The following is a 16,910-nucleotide window of genomic DNA, read 5'->3' as shown; positions in this document are numbered from 1 at the left end:
TCGACATCAGCACCAGGATGATCAGGGTGCCGCGGGCAACGAAGTCGCCGCCTTTCCACAGGGCGTCCAGGCCGTATGGATTGTCGACGGTTTCCTTGGCTGCAGGCTGTGGCGGTGGGGTTGGGGTGTCTGCCAGCGATGCTGCTGCCGCAGTGTCGGCCGCTTTCGGCGCATCTGCAGCTGCTGGAGCCGATGCTGCGGCGGGTGTTTGGGCGATTGCTGCCAGCGGCGCTGAGATCGTCGCGGCGGAGATCATCAGGGCGGTGACAAGGGCGGATAAGCGGTTACGAGTAATAGACATACTAATCTCCAGATTTTATAAATTAGATCGTTGCGATGACGAATGATGTAAGGGCTTCTGTCCGGGTCATTCCAGCTTCCAGACGTATTGCATTTTTGTCGTAGACTGCACGGCTTTGCCATCAGCCATGGCAGGGGTGAAATGGCACAAGCTCCACGCTTTTACAGTGGCTTTGTCCAGATCCTTGAAACCACTGCCTTTTTCAACAGTGGAGTCGACCACATTGCCATCGGCTCCAATTGTCAGCCTGACAGTAACGGTACCTTCTTCCTCATTGCGCAACGAAGTCCGTGGGTATTCCGGCTTGTCGCAATTTCCAGCAATTTTTGCACTGGTATGCGAAGGCCCTGCTTCACCGGTAGCCGACGGCTGCGCTACGGAAGTAGGCAAGTCGTTGGTCGGTGGTTTGACGTTGGTTACAGCAGCAATCACGTTATCTTGTGGCGGCGGCGTTACTTTTACCTCTGGTGGAGGTACGAAAGGCGGTGGTGGCGCAACCGATTTTGGCGGTGGCGGTACCGGCTTGTCCGGTGGTGGTGGTGGTGGCGGCGGCTTGATCTCCTCGATGATCTTGGTTTCGACCGGTTGCTGAATGACTTCGACAACTTTACGGGCTAGCCCTGTAATCAACGCATAAACCAGGGCTACATGCAGAAGAACAACCACGCTGATGCCAACTATATTCTTGGAAGGGTTTCTCCCATCCTGCGTAAAATCCATGTCTCTCTCCTCCAGTCCTGCATCGCTGAGCTGAGAAAAACGTGCAGCCCAGCCTGCAGAATCTGTTTCTAGTATTGTTCTACGGTCGCGGCGAAGCCAACAGTGACCGTATCGTAATGTCGCTCGGCAGCAGTTTGCCTTCCGCCAGCTGCACCTTCAGGGTCCGGCTCTCGCCGGCCATCAGGTCGAAATCGTTATCACTGAAAGTGATCCCTTCCCTGATGCAATCCAGATGCACCAGAACGTGATAACTGGTGCCTGTCACTGTAGCCAGCAGACCGCCGTTTTGGTCGGTTTGACAATCGAAGGCAGGCGCTGACGAAGTCAGCGGCAGATCCTTGAACGGGCTGAAAAAATGCCGGTTTGCTGGAAAAGACGAAGAGCGGACCGTCAGCACATTGTTTTTTGCATCGCCGATCCGGCCGGCAGAGGCGCGCCAAAGCATCGAGCTGGAATTGGCAGGTGCTTGCGCCTGGATTGTTTCTCTCCAGACCGACTGTCCATCCAGCGCGGTCATGGCAACGCTCGCTTCGATCGATACCCGCCCGGACGTATCGTTGACAACCCACATTTCCACCGTGCCGTCCGGCAGCGCCTTGAAGGACGCCATCACCGGTGCATAAGCACGCGCCACGGCGTACCAGCTGGGCTTCCTGACCAGGCTATGGTCGACCAGGCTCCAGCTGATTCCTGGCCAGCAGTCGTTGAACTGCCATAGCAGCGTCCCGGAGCAATGCGGCTTGCGGCGGCGATAGTGTTCGATGCCGAATTTGAGGCCCTCAGCCTGCACTAGCTGCGTGAAGTCAACGTACTGCTCCAGCGTCTGCGGCAAGCCTGTCACCGGAATCAGCATGGCGTCCACCTTGTTTTGCGGATGATCCTTGATACGGTTCAGGAAACCGGTGCTGCCGAGCTGCATCTGGTCCGGCGTCAGCCAACGCTTTAGCGTCGCCAGCGATGGCGAGGCCTGGATCCCGAATTCGCTCACGAAGCGCGCCATATCCTCGGCATAGCGGGTATAGGCAACCGCTTCCGGGCTATGGTCGAAACCGCCAACCGGAACGTCGTCGGGCACCGGCGGCAAGCCATGCCAGACAGTCCAGTTGTGCACATCGCCGGCCCGCATCGAATTATGCGACGGGCCTCCGTACGGGCTGCCCGGCCAGTATGGCGTTGCCGGATCCAGCCGCGCCAGCGTTTGCGGAATGATGTCGCCGCAATACAGATCGCCGAGGTAAGCCGTGCTCCGGCCATGCATGCGATCCATGAACTGGTGCACCGCCTGCCCTTCATTGTTGCCGCACCAGACAGCCAGCGCCGGGTGATTGCGCAGCCGTTCGACCTGGTAGACGACTTCCTTGCGTACGCTGTCGACGAAGGCGGCCTCATGTTCCGGATAGGGTGCGCAGGCGAACATGAAGTCTTGCCACACCAGCAGACCCAGTTCGTCGCAAAGATCGTAAAAAGCATCCTGCTCGTAGACACCGCCACCCCAGACCCGCAGCATGTTCATATTGGCCTCGGCCGCGGCACGCAGCAGCGGCTCGTAATCGGCGCGGCTGAGCGCGCCGACGAACGAGCTGGCTGGGATCCAGTTGGCGCCACGGGCAAAGACCGGGATATCGTTCAGCACGAAGCGGAAGAAGTTCGTGCCCGGCTCGGCGGCGTCAGCAGAGGTATCCAATGTAATGGTGCGCAAGCCGACGCGCTGCCGGTGCCGGTCGACGATGTCGTCGCCATGCAGCAACGTAGCTTCGAGTCGGTAAAGCGGCTGGCCGCCTAACTCGGGCGTCCACCACAGCTGCGGATCGGCGATTGTCAGCGTGGTTTTTAGCGATGCTGTGTCAACAGCCAGCGTTTGAGCGGCGACGGATTTGCCATCGGGCGCCACCAGATCCAGCGCCAGCCGCAGCGGCTGGGCCGCCGCAAAGGTGTCCAGACTGGCCTCGATTTCGACAACGGCGTGCTGGCCGATCGAGACGGTAGTAAAGCAGACATGCGCAACCGACGCAATCTTCTGGCGCTCCAGCCGCACTGGCCGCCACAGGCCGACTGTGGGCAAAGCCGGACCCCAGTCCCAGCCCCAGCCGAATTGGGCTTTGCGGATAAAATTGCGCTTCGAGGTCTTGATCGGATCGGCAATGATGTCCCAGGTTTCCATCATCTTGTCGGCGACTTTGACCGACGGCGGTGTAAAACGGATCAGAAGATCGTTGGCGCAGGTTGTGCTCAGCTGTGCGCTGACGTCGAAACGGGCGGCAAGGAACATATTATCGCTCTCGCCCAGCAGTTCGCCGTTCAGCCACACCGTTGCATAGGTATCCAGGCCGTCGAAAGCCAGGATCGGGCGTTCGCCCATGGCAGCCGGCTCGGCGGTGAAGCTGCTACGCCACCACCACTCGCGGTCCTTGACCCAAGCGCAGGCGGTTTCGTTCTCTGCGGCGAAGGGATGCGGGATGCGGCCGGCGGCGTGCAGGGCCAGGTAGGTATCGCCGGGGGCTGGACAGGCAATCCAGTCCGTGCCAGGATCCGATCTCAGGGCTTCTATGTCGCCCCCGCCAGGTGTGAAATCCTTGATCTGCCAGTCTGCGAGTTTCATATCGGAGTTTTTCAAAAAAGTATGTAATGTGCCGGCATTCAGCCGATGTTATTCAGCAGGCTCGGTACGCCGCCGCGCCAGCTCCGCCATGATTGCAGCATGCATCCGGCGATTGATCGGGTACCACAGCACAACCAGCACCCCAGCCAGGGACAGCACAGCCGCACCGGGGCCATAGAAGAATCCCAGCCAGTTGGTCGTGCTGGCGGGCAGCGCTGCGGCAACCACGCCCTTGCTGGCCAGGTTGGCGGGAAACGCAATCGTCTGCAGCACCAGGCCAGAAATCAGCGCGCCGCCGCCGGTCGCCGCTTTGCCTGCAAATGACCAGCCGGCAAAATAGAGTCCTTCGCGGCGGGCGCCGAACAGCAGCTCGTGCTCATCTGCGGCGTCGGCCATCATCGACATGAACGCGACCGCAGCGATCGTCATCAGGCCACCGCCGATGGCCGTGGTGATTGCAAGAGTCATGGCTAGCGCCTGCCCTTCCAGCGGCAGCCAGCCCAGCAACCGTAAAGTCACAGGGCTGCCTTGGGCCAGGATCAGGCCACACAGGCTGGCGAACAACGCCGTGCGTTTTTCCATCAGGGCGACAATCGATCCGGCTATCGGCGCTCCGAGCAGCAGACCGAGTACGAACGCCAGCGTGACCATCTGCACCTGCGCGCTGCTCAGCCTCCAAAAATAGGTATTGGCGTGAAGACCGAGGGTGCTTGTCACGCCTTGGGCCGTGAAGAACAGCAGTGCCGAAATGAACAGCAGGCGGAACGAACGATTGCTCAGCACCTCGATCACCTCGGCGACAAGGCTACGGATCCAGCCGGGCTTGTTTGCTGGCGCGGCATGCTGGCGGTTCCGGGTGGCGAAGACGGCTCTCATCGAGATCAAAGCCAGGACGATTATCGCCACGGTCAGGGTCATGGCATACGGCTGGTAAGCCGCGCGCTGAGCCAGGCCGTCAGCGCCCTTGAAGAACACCGTAAAACCTACGGCCAGAGCGACGAGTGCGCCCAGAACTCCGGTGCCCCAGCGCCAGACCGCAATCTTCGAACGCTCGACATAGTCGTCGCTGAGTTCCGCACCGAGAGCGATGTAAGGCAGGTTGAAGACCGACAGCGATATCCGCAAGGCGGTGGACAGAGCTACCAGCAGCAGGAAAAGCTGGGTCTGGCTGAGATCCGCCGGCAGTGAAAATGTCAATACGAAGCTGATGACCACGACAGGTAAGCCGATGATCATCAAAGGCAGTCGCCGCCCCAATCGCGATTGCAGGCCATCCGAGATCGAACCGATCAGCGGTTCGGCAACGGCGTCTACCACCAGCCCGATTGCCAGGGCAGCACCGGCCAGTCCGCCCGACAAACCACAAACGGCGGTGACATAGAACAACAGGAAAATATTCAAGCTGTTGCTGATGATGCTCTCGACCGCTGCGCCGCTCGCATAGGCCAGCTTGGTCCGCAGCGGCAGCCGGATCGCCCGCTCCGAGGTGCGTGACGCGCGGTCCGAGATGGGGGTGCTGGAGTCGTTAGTCATCGTCGGGGGAAAATCTGCTTGTGTATTGGAGGCTGTCATGAAAATGATCCCGGTTAAGCCGGCGTTAGCCGGCGGCACGCTGGAGCGCCGCCGCCAGGGCAAACCTGGCCAGGTGGTTTATGGCTGCGTAGCCACCGAGGACGGGATGCACTCCGTCCCGCGTGTACTCAGGACGCATGCTGTCGTCGTCGGCTTTCAGGATCGCGTGGTAATCCGCCCAGATCAGGCCGCGTTGATCCGTCATGTCCCTGAGCCAGATATTTAGTTCGGCCACCCGCGGGCGCGGATCGAGGCCGTGTTCGCCAACCCAGGTAAAACTGTGGGCCGGCATGATGCTGCCGATGACGACCGTCACGCGGTGCGCCTGTGCCAGCGCAATCATGGCCAGCATATTGTTCTTGTAGTCCTGCGGCGTTGACGGGCCGGTGTTGCCGGCGATATCGTTGATACCGCAGAGTATGTGCACGACTTGCGGCTTGAGAGCTACGACATCAGCCATGAAACGCGTCAGAATCTGCGGGCTGGTCTGGCCACTGATGCCGCGTCCGACAACGTCGCCGCTAAAGAAATCAGGATCGGCGGCGGCCCACAGCTCGGTGATCGAATCGCCAATAAATACTGCCTTGACCGGTTGCCCGGCAAGAGCGGCGTTGGCGTCGCGGTACTGGCACAGCTGTCCCCAGTCGCGCGCGTGGCGTTCGCCCACCTTGATCTTTTGCGCCGCAAGGCGAACTGGATCCGCCGCCCGCGCCAGCAGCGCCGGATCCATCTCTCCCGGTTTGAGGAAAGCCATGGCAAACTCGATCTCCTCTGCGCTGGGACCTGCGCCGTCAGAGTTCAGGTAATCGACCATGCCTGCCGGTTCATTAGAACTTGCCATTTCTGCGTACCTTTCGTGCGATGCTGCCCAGGTGAAGCGTGCCAGATTGCGGGATGCGTTTGCAGGTGCTGAAGTCAGCCGAGAGCCGCCGCCAGCGACGTTTGCGCCACGCATTTCATGAGTGCGTAGGCCTCGGCGCCTGGATGCACGCCGTCGCGTGCATACTCAGCGCGCATGGAGTCGTCATCGGCGCGCAAGATTGCATGGTAGTCAGCCCAGACCAGACCACGTTCCACCGTCAGGTTCTTGAGCCAGGCGTTCAGTTCGGCCAGGCGCGGGCGCGGATCAAAGTCGGCTTTGGCCAGCCAGGGAAAATTACCCGCCGGGGTGATGCTGCCGATAACGACCTTGATGCCATGGGCCTGCGCCAGGGTGAGCATGGCCAGTATGTTGTTCTTGTAATCCTGCGGCGTCGACGGACCGGTATTGCCCGCCAGATCGTTGCTGCCGCAGAGTATATGCACCACTTGCGGCTCGAGAGCGATGACATCGGCCATGAAGCGCAGCAGGATTTGCGGGCTGGTCTGGCCGCTGATGCCGCGTCCAGCGACGCCGTTGGAAAAGAACTCGGGATCGGCGGCGGCCCAGAATTCAGTGATCGAATCGCCGATGAAGACCGCCTTGACCGGACGTCCCGCCAGTGTGGCGTTGGCGTCGCGGTACTGTCCAAGTTGCGCCCAGTCGCGGGCCCTGCGTTCGGCAACCATGACCTCGCGTGCCGCCATCAGTTCGGCATTCGTCAGGCGCGCCAGGATGGCTGGATCCATCGGCCCCGGCTTGAGATAGGCCATCACGAACTCAATCTCCGCCTCAGTGGGGCCGGCGCCGGTGGAGTTCAGGTGATCGACCATGCCAAATGCTTCATGAGAGTCTGTCATTTTATTTGCCTTTCATTGCAATGGCGCCCAAGTGCAGTGCGCTGGGCTTCGGGGTGCGTTTGAATGTATTGAAATCCACTTCGACCAGGCCGAAATGCTGTCCATAACCGGAAGTCCATTCGAAGTTGTCGAGCAACGACCAGTGGATATAACTGCGCACATCTATGCCCTCGGCGAGGCAGTCCTGCACTTCAGACACGGCGGCGTCGATGTACGCGATGCGGCGCGCGTCGTCATTGGTGGCGATGCCGTTTTCGGTGACGAAAACGGGGCGGCCGGTGCGTTGCGCAGCGAATCGGATCGTGCCGCCCAGGGCTTGCGGATAGAATTCATAACCGGCCGCAGTCATTTCCGCATCGGCTGGCGGATCGAGGCGTCCTGCCGGGCCGATCAGCACGCGCGTGTAGGTCTGCACACCGATGAAATCGCTGTTTGCAGCCTCGTCCAGCCAAGGGCCGTAGAGTGCCTGGATCACGTGTTCAGACAGGTTGTTCTCGCCCACGCCCTGCACATCCTGCATGGTCAGGGTCAGTCCCACAGGGAAATCGCCGGCGCTGGCTTTGATCGCAGCGGTCGCCTTGCGATGAGCGTCAACCAGCACCGGCTCGGTCTTGGCGGCATCGGCAAACAGCAGCGACGAGAATCGTTCCGAGCCACTGGCTTTGGCGCAGGCGGCAAGCATCGCCGCTTGCCGTTTGTCGGTCTGGAACACCATGCTGATCAGGCGTTGGATATTCGCTTCATTAAATGTCGTGGCATAGGAAATGAGATCGCCCAGCCGGGCCGTGGCACGCTCTGCAAAATTGGCAAACAGGTCAGCTCCGTCAGCTACTTCAAAACCGCCGCGCGCAGCGAACCAGCGCGGCACCGTGAAGTGGTTGTAGGTGACCATTGGCGCCAGGCCACGTGCATGGCAAGCCTCCAGCAGCTGGCGATAACGATCAAGCTCGGCACTGGAGAAGCATCCCGGCTCAGGCTCTATCCTGGCCCATTCAATGCCGACCCGATAGCAGTTAAGGCCAAGATCTGCCGCGATTGCGATATCTTCTTCGAAACGGTGATAGCTGTCGCAGGCATCCAGCGACGGCGCCACATACACGCTCGGCGTGACGTTCTCGCACAGCCAGGCATCTGAATTGACATTATTGCCTTCGCTCTGGTGCGCGGAGATTGCCGTACCCCACAGGAATCCGGCAGGAAACGCTGGCTGGTCAGTCTTGTGCATCTGCTGCTCCCGGCTTGGCCAGTTGTGGATAGAAGTGATACAGAACCTCGCTCAGGACATTGATCGATTTCTTGATTTCGCCGCGGTTGTTCATGAACAGCTGCTCCAGCGCCAAGCCTCGCGCCGCCGCCACGAACAGGCGATGGATCGCTTCGCTGTCGGGGCGATTGTCCAGTCCGGCAGCCACGCGCCGCTCGCTCACCCAGGCGTGAGCTTCATCGTCGATCTGCAACTGGATGGCCCGCAGCTTGTCGGCTAGCTCGGCATCGGAACGTGAAGCGAGCATGATCTCCATCACCGCAATGCCCGACGGACGGCTGACCACTTCCCATACCGTCTCGGCGACGCCGCGCATCCAGTCCTGCGGCGTCATAGTCAGGATCGTTTGCCGGTAGTACTCGGAATCACGTTCGAACACGGCGCGCACCACGGCCAGCATCAGGTCAGTCTTGGTCGGAAACTGGTGCAGCATGGCCCCGCGGCTGACGCCGGCTTCTTCTGCCACTTGCGACGTCCCGGTCAAGCTGTAGCCCTGGCGATGTAGGCAGTTGATTGCTGCCTCGATCAGCTTGGCGCGGGTATTGGCGCTGCGTTCGGCCTGGGGTCGGCGCACGTGGGGTAACGGTGTGTTCATTATTTCCATGGAAATTCGTTTCAGAGTAAAGGGCAATCGCCACTGTGCCAGGTCGTCGTGAGCGGAACCGGGCGTCAGGTTCTGCAACCGGCATGCGGACCCTTGTCAATTACGCCGTACCGCCAGGGGACAGACGGCCGCGCTATTGCAGGGGTATTGCAGCTACCGGAAATTCAATCGTTAGACAGATTCTAGATCTGTCGCTTGCAAGCAGATAGGGGGACGGCGCAGCGCAGACGTCTTGCGGTGCGCCATATCCTCATTCAGCTTGCTTTTCTTACATTCGGACGTCAAGCGAAATACCGACCAGGCGGCGCGACTCCGGGCCCGATATCTGTGAGTACGACGCCGGGTCGTTTTGCTGCGGCGCGGTCGGCGTGGCAAAGCGCACCGCAGCCCGATAGGTATCGAACAGATTACGCACGAACAGCGACACGCCCCATTTCCCGTCATTGGTCCGCATTCCTATCCGGCCGCCTACAATGGTCGCCGGTGCGTTGCTATTGATCGGATCGGTTGCTGCATCGAAGTTGATGCGCGAGGTGTAAACCACGTCGCCCTGTATAAAGCCCTGGTAGTTTCCGAACACAGGCCTGCTGTACTCGCCGCTGAACGTGACTTTCCACTCCGGCGCGCCAACCAGCATGTTGCCACCGGCATCAGTACCGGTGCCAATCACGTTCCCTGCGGCATTGGTCAATGGCATGCAACCTTGCGCTGCAGTCTGCTGCTGAGCGCAGCTGACAATGTAGCCCGCGCCGTATTTCGCAGCGTTGTAAGCGGCGCCTAGGTTCAACGTCACGCTTGGCGTCGGCTTGCCCATCAGGTTGAATTCGATGCCCTTCGATGTGAGCGATGGCGCGTTGCCGAATACATATGCCGACAGAGAAGGATCGTAGAACTGCGCCTGAAAATTATCCACTTTCGTATAGTAGAGTGCGACGTTAGCTGCAAGACGTCCACCGAACAGCGTGCTCTTCAGGCCAAGCTCTGTAGCATGCGGTATTTCCGGCTGCACCAGAAGCGGGGCGCTGCCGCCGCCACCCGAATCGTTGACGGCTGGGCCCTTGTAGCCACGGGTGTAGCTGACATACGCCATCTGTTTATTCGAGATGTCGTATTGCGCCCCGGTCCGATACGAAAAATAGTGCGCGCTTGCCGTGCCATCGACGGTGGCGATACTCTGGACAGGGAAAACTGCTCCTGGCGCCAGGCTGCCGACTGTTCTTGCATGAACATCATCGCTGCCGTAACGCGCTCCCAGATTCAAGCCCAGCTCAGGTGTCACATACCAGGTACCGTCGCCGAAAGCGGCGTAGCTGGTCTTGCTCGATTCGGTCGCCAAGGTCTGGCCTAGCGTGAGCGGAATTCCCTGGTGGGCCAGAAGCGGTCCGACTTGCGTCACCGTATTGCCGCTCTTGCTATTGAAGTAATAGAGGCCCACCACATAGGTGCCGCGCGCGCTCTTCGGCGAGCTGAGCCTCAGTTCCTGGCTCACGAAATGTGTGTTGTTTGACTGTATTTGATTCAGAATCGTGGCAGGCGTGCTGTCGACATCGTAGGCCGGCGCGTTGTTGTCGACCGAACGGTAAGCCGTAATCGAAGTCAGACCATAACCGTTGAGTTTGTAGTCGACTTGTCCCGACAAGCCATAGCTGCGGATGGTCGCCTGATTGCCGCCGTTGACGCAGCCGTTACTGTTGTCGTCTGTCACCTTCACGCCACAGGCTGCCAGTGCATTTGAAAGCGGGCTGCCAGGCGTCGAGTGGTAGACCGCCCATGGGGCACCGCCGTTAGTGTTGTTTTCCGAATAGTCGCCGATGAGATTAATGGAGAGGTCAGAGTTCGGTTGCAGCAACAGGCGGGCGCGACCGCTGGCGTCGCGGCTTTGCGCCCAGCTGTTGTCGTAAAGATTATTCTGTTGCTTCGGCGCCGCGCTAAACGCGCCCGAAAGACGCAATGCCGCGCTGCTGGCCAGAGGAATGTTGAGCACGGCCTGCTCGATCTGATTACCGCGATCGCCGATATCCACATGACCGATCGCCTCGAATTTCTTCGGATCGGGTGCATTGGTGGTGATATTCAGAATGCCGGCCGACGACGTGCTGCCGAACAGCGTCCCCTGCGGGCCTTCAAGCACTTCGACACGGCTGACATCGAACAGTTGCGGTGGATTGACTGAGGTTGCTGCAAGCGCCACGCCGTCGACCACGACGCCGACGCTACCCTCGGCGGAGCGGGAAAATGACACGCTGCCTATGCCACGTATGCTGAGCGCGCCGAACGGGCCGGCCGAATTGAGCCCTGGCGCACTACGCACGAGATCGGTTACCTCGGTGATGTTTTGGCGTTTGAGTTGCAATGCATCGACAACCGAGACCGAGATCGGCACATCCTGCAGCTTCTGCTCACGCTTGTTCGCGGTGACGACGACTTGCGCGGGATTGTCTGCGATGTCGCTCTGTTGCGGCGTATTGGCAGTTGGCGGCTCCGTGCTTTCGGGAGGGGTGGTTTGCGCCCATGACATGGGCGCAAGTGCAAAGGTGAGCGCGAACGTGAGCGTGACGTCGCCCACCAGCGCTGGGTATTTTTGTCTCAATTTTGTCTCCGTTTTTTTAGTAGCGACAATGGAGTCGCTTGAGATGGATACTAGGCACAAACAAACAAACAGTCAAGCCTGCTTGTTTTTTATTTTGTAAGTTACTCGCCTGTATTTTTTTGCCTCATATAAGACGCCGGCCCCCTTTGGCGGCGGCGGCAAGCGGCTCTACGGAGTCAGCCTGGGACAGCAAACGCGCCTTGCAGCGAAACAACAGCAGCATGTCTTGTCAAAAAAATTGCCGCTGCGGCCACCTTTAAAATTTTGCTAGGCCACGCTGCTGCCACACCTTCAGGTAGGCAATCGCCGCACTGCTTGCCTGCTCGCGCGTAATTTCGGAAATATGGTTCTCGCGGAAGTAACCATGTTTCATGCAGGCGAAGGAAATCTCGACGCTCAGGGTGGCGACATCAGGCTGTTCCGGAACGATAAGCGGCGGATCTATCAGCGCAAAGAACCTGCGGATGATGCTGGCCACGCGCTCTATCGTTACTTCCTGCGCCAGGTAAGAGGAGCGGCTGAACGGTCCGCCCAGCACCAGGATGCTGGCTACCGGCGTGGCGTCGTAGTAATCCGCCACCCGGTCTGTCAGCAATACCACGATTTCTTCCCAACTTTTCCCCGTCACATCCAGCAGGGCCGCTTTCACGATGTATTCCACGCGCAGCAGATGAATCTGCGCCAAGTGTGCGAACAGTGCGTATTTGCTGGGATAGAACTGGTACAGGCTGGCGCGCGGCACGCCGGATTCCTTGGCGATCTCCGGTATCGAAGTTTCTTCCGGACCGATGCGCTCCAGCAGTTGTCCCGCTGCCTGCAAGGCGGCGGCGACGCGTTGCTGGGAACGCTCCTGAAGCGGGGAACGGGAACGCGAGCCGAGCTGGATCTCCTCGGCTGTACAAAAAGCGCTTGCATCGAAATCCGACATAAGTTATCTTTTAAAAAAACGACATTTGTCGGATTCTAACCGACATGGCACGGTCTGACGACCCTCAATTAGAGCAGGAGACAAGTATGGAATCAAATCAGCGGGTATGCGTGATTGGCGCCGGCCCGAGCGGAATTGCGGCTGGCAAGAATTGCGTTGAGGCAGGACTCGACGTTGTCGTGTTCGAAAAAAACGACAAGGTCGGCGGCAACTGGGTCTTCAACTCCAAGACCGGCCATTCCAGCGTCTACGAAAACACCCATATCATCAGCTCCAAGGCGCTATCGGAATACGAAGACTTTCCGATGCCCGACGATTACCCTGACTACCCCAATCATCGCCAATTGCAGGCGTATTTCGAGAGCTACGCCAAACACTTCGGCGTATACGACCGGATCCGCTTTAACCACACCATCCAGAAAGCCAGGCGGCTGGCCTCGGGTAAATGGGAAGTCGAGTACCTCAATGCCGAGGGCAAGCTGTGCGAAGAGGTATTCCAGGCGCTGATGGTTTCCAACGGCCATCACTGGGACCCGAAATATCCGGAATTCAAAGGCGAATTTTCCGGCAAGATGATGCACTCCCACGACTTCAAAGGCGTGACGGAAGAGTGGCGCGGCAAGAACGTGCTGGTGATCGGCGGCGGCAATTCAGCCTGTGACGTCGCGGTGGAATCGGCGCGCATCGCCGGCAAGGTCTGCATGTCGATGCGCAGTCCCCAATGGTTCGTGCCGAAGTTCATGTTCGGCCAGCCATCCGATGTATTCGGCGCCCGCACCAGCTGGATGCCCAAGGGCATACGGCAATTCGCCACGCGCAAATTGCTGACCATGCTGCAAGGGCCATACAGCCAGTATGGCTTGCCGACCAATATCCATCCGCCGCTGAGCCATCATCCGACCGTCAATTCCGACCTGCTGGACTTCATCCGCCACGGCCGCATCAAACCGCGCCCTGGCATACGGCGCCTGGACGGATCCATGGTCGAGTTTGCAGACGGGACACGCGAATCATTTGACATCATCTGCGCCTGCACCGGTTTCTGGACCACATTCCCGTTCTTTGACAAGTCCTTCATCGATTTCAAGACAGCCGACAAGGTGCCGCTGTACCGGAAGATGATGCATGCCGAATACGGCAACCTGTATTTCATCGGCTTATTCCAACCCATCGGCTGCATCTGGCCCCTGGCCGACTACCAGGCGCAGCTAGCCTGCCTTGAAATTCAAGGAAAGTATCAGCGCCCGGCAGACATGAAGGCGGCTATTCAGCACGAAATCGACCATCCGCATTTCGATTTCGAAAGCGGTCAGCGGCATGCGGTGGAAGTCGACTATCACAGCTTCCGCAACGACCTCAAGAGCGAGTTGCGCAAAGCGGGAGTCGATATCGGCAAACCGCCAATGGGCATCAAGGGACGCTACAAGAAGAGGCCCGCAACGGCGACTCCGAAACACCATGCAGTCGCGGCCTGAGCATGCGCCCGGCCATTCTGCTGGTGCACGGCATGTGGAGCCAGCCTTGGGTGTGGGATAACTGGAAAAGCCGTTTTGAAAAGCGCGGCTATACCTGCATCGCGCTTACTTTGCCGGCGCACGACGACAGTAGTTCCGATTCCGCCCTGCAGCGACTTGGCATGGCGGACTACGCGGCCGCGGTGGAACGCATGGCACAGCAATATGATCACCCCGTGCTGGTCGGCCATTCATTAGGCGGCTTACTAGTGCAGCAGGTAGCCGCGCGTCTGCGCCTTTCTGCCGCGGTGCTGGTCAACAGTGCAGTGCCTGCACCGGTTTTTCCTCTGCGCCCCATCATGCTGCCAGGACTGGCGCGCCACTTCATGGGCTGGGGATTGTGGCGCAAATCGTTTCGTCTTTCACGCTGGGAAGCCAATCATCTGCTGTTCAACGCCATGGCCAAAAGCGAGCAAAATGCCTGCTATCGCCGGCTGACTGCCGAATCGGGACGCATCGCCTACGAACTCGGTTTTGGCAGCTTGAACTTGGCGGGCTCGAACCGGGTCAACCGCGACGCTATCGCCTGCCCCATGCTGGCGATATCCGGCGCCAGGGACCACATCATTCCAGCCGGCGCCAGCCGGCGCATGGCGGCATGGTATGGCGAGCGGCTGGAGTATCGGGAGCATGCCGGCCACGCGCATTGGATGCTGGGCGAACAGGGCTGGGAACTGCGCGCAGACGAGGTGCTGGACTGGCTTGACCGGCGTTTCCAGTCGCACTGATGCTGCTCTAGATTAAATGACTCGTTGTCCTTCGGCCTGGAGACGACAACGGTCTGGTGCGGTATCCCCACTTCGGTCCGCATACAGTCCGCAATTCCCCAATGGATAGAATTGCGCGATGCGTTTTCCGCGTTTGTTGAACGCCCTGATCCGAGCCTGTTGCAACCGTTGTAGCCGCTAAAAAACTGGAGACATAGCATGGCAAGATATGAATTAACTGGCCGCACAGTCGCAATCACAGGATCACTTGGAGGCCTCGGACGCGCTGTCGCCACAGCGCTGCGCAAACGCGGCGCAAATCTGGCGCTGATGGATCTGGATTTGAACGGCGTCACCGAACAGGCGATGCAATTGGGAGGGGAAGGCTGCGCACGCGGATGGCGCGTCAATGTGCGTAGCCTTGAAAGCCTGGAAACAGCCATGGCGGGCGCGGCAAAGCATTTCGGACGTATCGATGTGGTCCTGGCAAATGCAGGCATCGATACGATTGCGCCCATGGCGACCATCGAGCCCGAGGCCTATGAAAGGGTGATCGACATCAACCTGAACGGCGTATGGCGAACTTTTCGCGCGGCGCTGCCCTACGTCCAGGCCGAGCGCGGATACATGGCCGCCACTTCCTCAATGGCAGCATTTTTTCATTCGCCTCTGCAGGCGTCCTATACCGCCAGCAAGGCCGGCGTATGGGCTATGTGCGACAGCATCCGGCTGGAACTTCGTCACCTGGGAGTGGGCGTCGGCAGCATTCATCCGACATTCTTCCCCACGCCGATGACGGACGATATTGTCGCTGACGCCGCAGGAAACAGGCTATGGCGAGGAAACAAAGGGGGTTTCTGGAAAATGGTTCCGCTGGATCTGGTTGTCGACGAAATTGTGCGTGGCATCGAACGTCGTGCGGATATGATCGTTGTACCAAAATCGAGCACCATTTTTGCAAAAGCGGCCGGATTCTTCCGGCCGGTCATGGAACGCTTCGGTTTCCAGGAAAACGATATTGAAGACGCCATCAAACTGGCTTCAGCTTCCGGCTGGCACGACAAAAGCGCAATCGAACGCAATCGAGAAACTCAGTAACAATATAAAATCCGGTGGTTGAGTCAGGAATATTCCGTAAGTAAAGATACAGGGCACAGTCTTTGCACAAATGCATCTACTTGTCGCAGGCATTACGGCCTTGCCCGTCATTCATCAAGGCAATACGCGATCCCTGTCATGAAACTGCTGCATCCAGTATGGATATGCCTTTTCCGGCTCCGACACGCAGTCCAGACGCTCCCGTTGCTCGGCCGACAGAAGCAGTTGCGCCGCCGCCAGGTTATTGGCGATCTGCTCCGGAGAACGTGCGCCGATCGTGATCGATGTCACTTCGCTCCGGCCCAGAGTCCATGCCAATGCAACTTGCGCCGGTGTCGCGCCGAGTTCGGCAGCCACTTGCCGCAATTCGAGCACGATGGGATCGACTCTGGCCGGATCGATCGGCGGGAAATTGAGATTGGCGCGCCGCCCCTTCTCTGCCCCATCAGCTCCCGGCGTGTATTTGCCGCTCAAATATCCGCCCGACAAAGGGCTCCAGACAATCAAGGCCACATCGTTCGCGCGCGCTACCGGCGCGATTTCGTATTCAATATCGCGCGCCGCCAGCGAGTAATAAACCTGGTTGCTCGTGATGGCGGCCCTATGCATCTGTGCCGTGATCCCTTGCGCGCGCTCCAGGTCACCCGCGCTGAAGTTGCACACGCCGATGTGCCTGACTTTCCCTTGCGCCACCAGATCGTCCAGGGCGCGCAGCGTTTCCTGCATCGGCACAAGTGCGTCGCGGTCATGCAGCTGGAACAGATCGATATGATCGCGGCCTAGGCGTTTCAGGCTGGTCTCTACCGAGCGCATGATGTGCGAGCGGCCGAGACCGACCTCGTTTTGCCCGAGGCCGGTGCGCAGCCGGACCTTGGTCGCAACCAGCATGCGCGTCTCGTCGAGACCGAGATCGGCAATGACCTGCCCGACGATCTCTTCCGATTTTCCTTGTGAATAGGCATCGGCGGTGTCGATCAGATTGACTCCCTGCTCGACCGCCGTCGCCACAAGGCTGGCCGCCTGCGCCCGATCGAGCCCGGCAATCTGTCCCCAAATCCCGCTGCCCGCGCCAAAGGTCATCGCGCCCAGCGAAAGGCGCGAGACGCGCAGGCCTGACCGGCCTAGCGTACTGTAATCCATGTCCGGCTCCCGTTCATTGATGAGATTGCCCAGCTGCGACAAGTCCTCGCAAGACCTTCTCGAGTTCGACTTCACCCTTGATCACCTCGGCATCGCTGCCTTCAAATTTGATCCAGCCTTCGTTGAATCCATCAAGCATCTGGATGCGCGGCAT

The 16,910-nt window shown here is 59.3% G+C and carries 13 protein-coding genes and 2 pseudogenes; 3 read left to right on the top strand and 12 right to left on the bottom strand.

The window, feature by feature from the left end; all coding sequences use genetic code 11:
- The 10 genes and pseudogenes from JWQ61_RS20465 to JWQ61_RS20420 form a co-directional block, all read right to left on the bottom strand.
- A pseudogene (locus JWQ61_RS20465) lies at positions 1 to 301 on the bottom strand (MotA/TolQ/ExbB proton channel family protein); the annotation flags it as partial.
- Between the two features lie 66 nt (positions 302 to 367).
- Positions 368 to 1,021 (bottom strand): energy transducer TonB, encoded by a 654-nt coding sequence (locus JWQ61_RS20460; RefSeq protein ID WP_304362133.1) that lies wholly within the window; start codon positions 1,019 to 1,021, stop codon positions 368 to 370.
- Between the two features lie 79 nt (positions 1,022 to 1,100).
- Positions 1,101 to 3,620: a glycoside hydrolase family 2 protein gene (locus JWQ61_RS20455; protein WP_304362132.1), complete on the bottom strand. Its 2,520-nt coding sequence runs from the start codon at positions 3,618 to 3,620 to the stop codon at positions 1,101 to 1,103.
- 48 nt (positions 3,621 to 3,668) lie between these two features.
- Positions 3,669 to 5,192 (bottom strand): MFS transporter, encoded by a 1,524-nt coding sequence (locus JWQ61_RS20450; RefSeq protein WP_304362131.1) that lies wholly within the window; start codon positions 5,190 to 5,192, stop codon positions 3,669 to 3,671.
- A gap of 25 nt (positions 5,193 to 5,217) precedes the next feature.
- A complete protein-coding gene (locus JWQ61_RS20445) occupies positions 5,218 to 6,033 on the bottom strand; it encodes a GDSL-type esterase/lipase family protein (RefSeq protein WP_304362130.1) in 816 nt (271 codons plus the stop codon).
- 74 nt (positions 6,034 to 6,107) lie between these two features.
- Positions 6,108 to 6,911 carry a GDSL-type esterase/lipase family protein gene (locus JWQ61_RS20440; protein WP_304362129.1) on the bottom strand — a complete coding sequence of 268 codons (804 nt, stop codon included), beginning with the start codon at positions 6,909 to 6,911 and terminating at the stop codon, positions 6,108 to 6,110.
- A 1-nt stretch (position 6,912) separates the two neighbouring features.
- Positions 6,913 to 8,136 (bottom strand): glycoside hydrolase family 1 protein, encoded by a 1,224-nt coding sequence (locus JWQ61_RS20435; protein WP_304362128.1) that lies wholly within the window; start codon positions 8,134 to 8,136, stop codon positions 6,913 to 6,915.
- Positions 8,123 to 8,770 carry a TetR/AcrR family transcriptional regulator gene (locus JWQ61_RS20430; RefSeq protein WP_304362127.1) on the bottom strand — a complete coding sequence of 216 codons (648 nt, stop codon included), beginning with the start codon at positions 8,768 to 8,770 and terminating at the stop codon, positions 8,123 to 8,125. Before JWQ61_RS20430 ends, JWQ61_RS20435 begins: the two co-directional genes overlap by 14 nt.
- A gap of 277 nt (positions 8,771 to 9,047) precedes the next feature.
- Positions 9,048 to 11,369 carry a TonB-dependent receptor gene (locus tag JWQ61_RS20425; protein WP_304362126.1) on the bottom strand — a complete coding sequence of 774 codons (2,322 nt, stop codon included), beginning with the start codon at positions 11,367 to 11,369 and terminating at the stop codon, positions 9,048 to 9,050.
- A gap of 256 nt (positions 11,370 to 11,625) precedes the next feature.
- On the bottom strand, positions 11,626 to 12,297 hold the full coding sequence (locus JWQ61_RS20420; protein WP_304362125.1) for a TetR/AcrR family transcriptional regulator: 672 nt from the start codon (positions 12,295 to 12,297) through the stop codon (positions 11,626 to 11,628).
- Between the two features lie 86 nt (positions 12,298 to 12,383).
- Here JWQ61_RS20420 and JWQ61_RS20415 point away from each other — a divergent pair, with 86 nt between their 5' ends.
- The 3 genes from JWQ61_RS20415 to JWQ61_RS20405 all read left to right on the top strand — a co-directional run bounded on the left by JWQ61_RS20415 (position 12,384) and on the right by JWQ61_RS20405 (position 15,616).
- A complete protein-coding gene (locus tag JWQ61_RS20415; protein WP_304362124.1) occupies positions 12,384 to 13,772 on the top strand; it encodes an NAD(P)/FAD-dependent oxidoreductase in 1,389 nt (462 codons plus the stop codon).
- Positions 13,773 to 13,774: 2 nt separating this feature from the next.
- Positions 13,775 to 14,539: an alpha/beta hydrolase gene (locus JWQ61_RS20410; protein WP_304362123.1), complete on the top strand. Its 765-nt coding sequence runs from the start codon at positions 13,775 to 13,777 to the stop codon at positions 14,537 to 14,539.
- A gap of 198 nt (positions 14,540 to 14,737) precedes the next feature.
- Positions 14,738 to 15,616, top strand: coding sequence for an SDR family NAD(P)-dependent oxidoreductase (locus JWQ61_RS20405; RefSeq protein ID WP_304362122.1), 879 nt, complete (start codon positions 14,738 to 14,740; stop codon positions 15,614 to 15,616).
- Between the two features lie 114 nt (positions 15,617 to 15,730).
- Here JWQ61_RS20405 and JWQ61_RS20400 read toward each other — a convergent pair whose 3' ends face one another.
- Both JWQ61_RS20400 and JWQ61_RS20395 read right to left on the bottom strand, forming a co-directional pair.
- On the bottom strand, positions 15,731 to 16,756 hold the full coding sequence (locus tag JWQ61_RS20400; RefSeq protein WP_304362121.1) for an aldo/keto reductase: 1,026 nt from the start codon (positions 16,754 to 16,756) through the stop codon (positions 15,731 to 15,733).
- A gap of 13 nt (positions 16,757 to 16,769) precedes the next feature.
- A pseudogene (locus JWQ61_RS20395) lies at positions 16,770 to 16,910 on the bottom strand (NmrA family transcriptional regulator); the annotation flags it as partial.

The sequence above is a fragment of the Collimonas fungivorans genome (genome assembly GCF_028292705.1).
GTDB classification, from domain to species: domain Bacteria; phylum Pseudomonadota; class Gammaproteobacteria; order Burkholderiales; family Burkholderiaceae_D; genus Collimonas; species Collimonas fungivorans_B.
The sequence above is the reverse complement of the archived record's forward strand: the minus strand, read 5'-3'. Positions and strand labels throughout refer to the sequence as shown.

Bases quoted from the DNA above. Each gene is read 5' to 3' on its own strand.
- JWQ61_RS20460 (WP_304362133.1), bottom strand. From the start codon at position 1,021: ATGGATTTTACGCAGGATGGGAGAAACCCTTCCAAGAATATAGTTGGC.
- JWQ61_RS20455 (WP_304362132.1), bottom strand. From the start codon at position 3,620: ATGAAACTCGCAGACTGGCAGATCAAGGATTTCACACCTGGCGGGGGC.
- JWQ61_RS20450 (WP_304362131.1), bottom strand. From the start codon at position 5,192: ATGACAGCCTCCAATACACAAGCAGATTTTCCCCCGACGATGACTAAC.
- JWQ61_RS20445 (WP_304362130.1), bottom strand. From the start codon at position 6,033: ATGGCAAGTTCTAATGAACCGGCAGGCATGGTCGATTACCTGAACTCT.
- JWQ61_RS20440 (WP_304362129.1), bottom strand. From the start codon at position 6,911: ATGACAGACTCTCATGAAGCATTTGGCATGGTCGATCACCTGAACTCC.
- JWQ61_RS20435 (WP_304362128.1), bottom strand. From the start codon at position 8,136: ATGCACAAGACTGACCAGCCAGCGTTTCCTGCCGGATTCCTGTGGGGT.
- JWQ61_RS20430 (WP_304362127.1), bottom strand. From the start codon at position 8,770: ATGAACACACCGTTACCCCACGTGCGCCGACCCCAGGCCGAACGCAGC.
- JWQ61_RS20420 (WP_304362125.1), bottom strand. From the start codon at position 12,297: ATGTCGGATTTCGATGCAAGCGCTTTTTGTACAGCCGAGGAGATCCAG.
- JWQ61_RS20415 (WP_304362124.1), top strand. From the start codon at position 12,384: ATGGAATCAAATCAGCGGGTATGCGTGATTGGCGCCGGCCCGAGCGGA.
- JWQ61_RS20410 (WP_304362123.1), top strand. From the start codon at position 13,775: ATGCGCCCGGCCATTCTGCTGGTGCACGGCATGTGGAGCCAGCCTTGG.
- JWQ61_RS20405 (WP_304362122.1), top strand. From the start codon at position 14,738: ATGGCAAGATATGAATTAACTGGCCGCACAGTCGCAATCACAGGATCA.
- JWQ61_RS20400 (WP_304362121.1), bottom strand. From the start codon at position 16,756: ATGGATTACAGTACGCTAGGCCGGTCAGGCCTGCGCGTCTCGCGCCTT.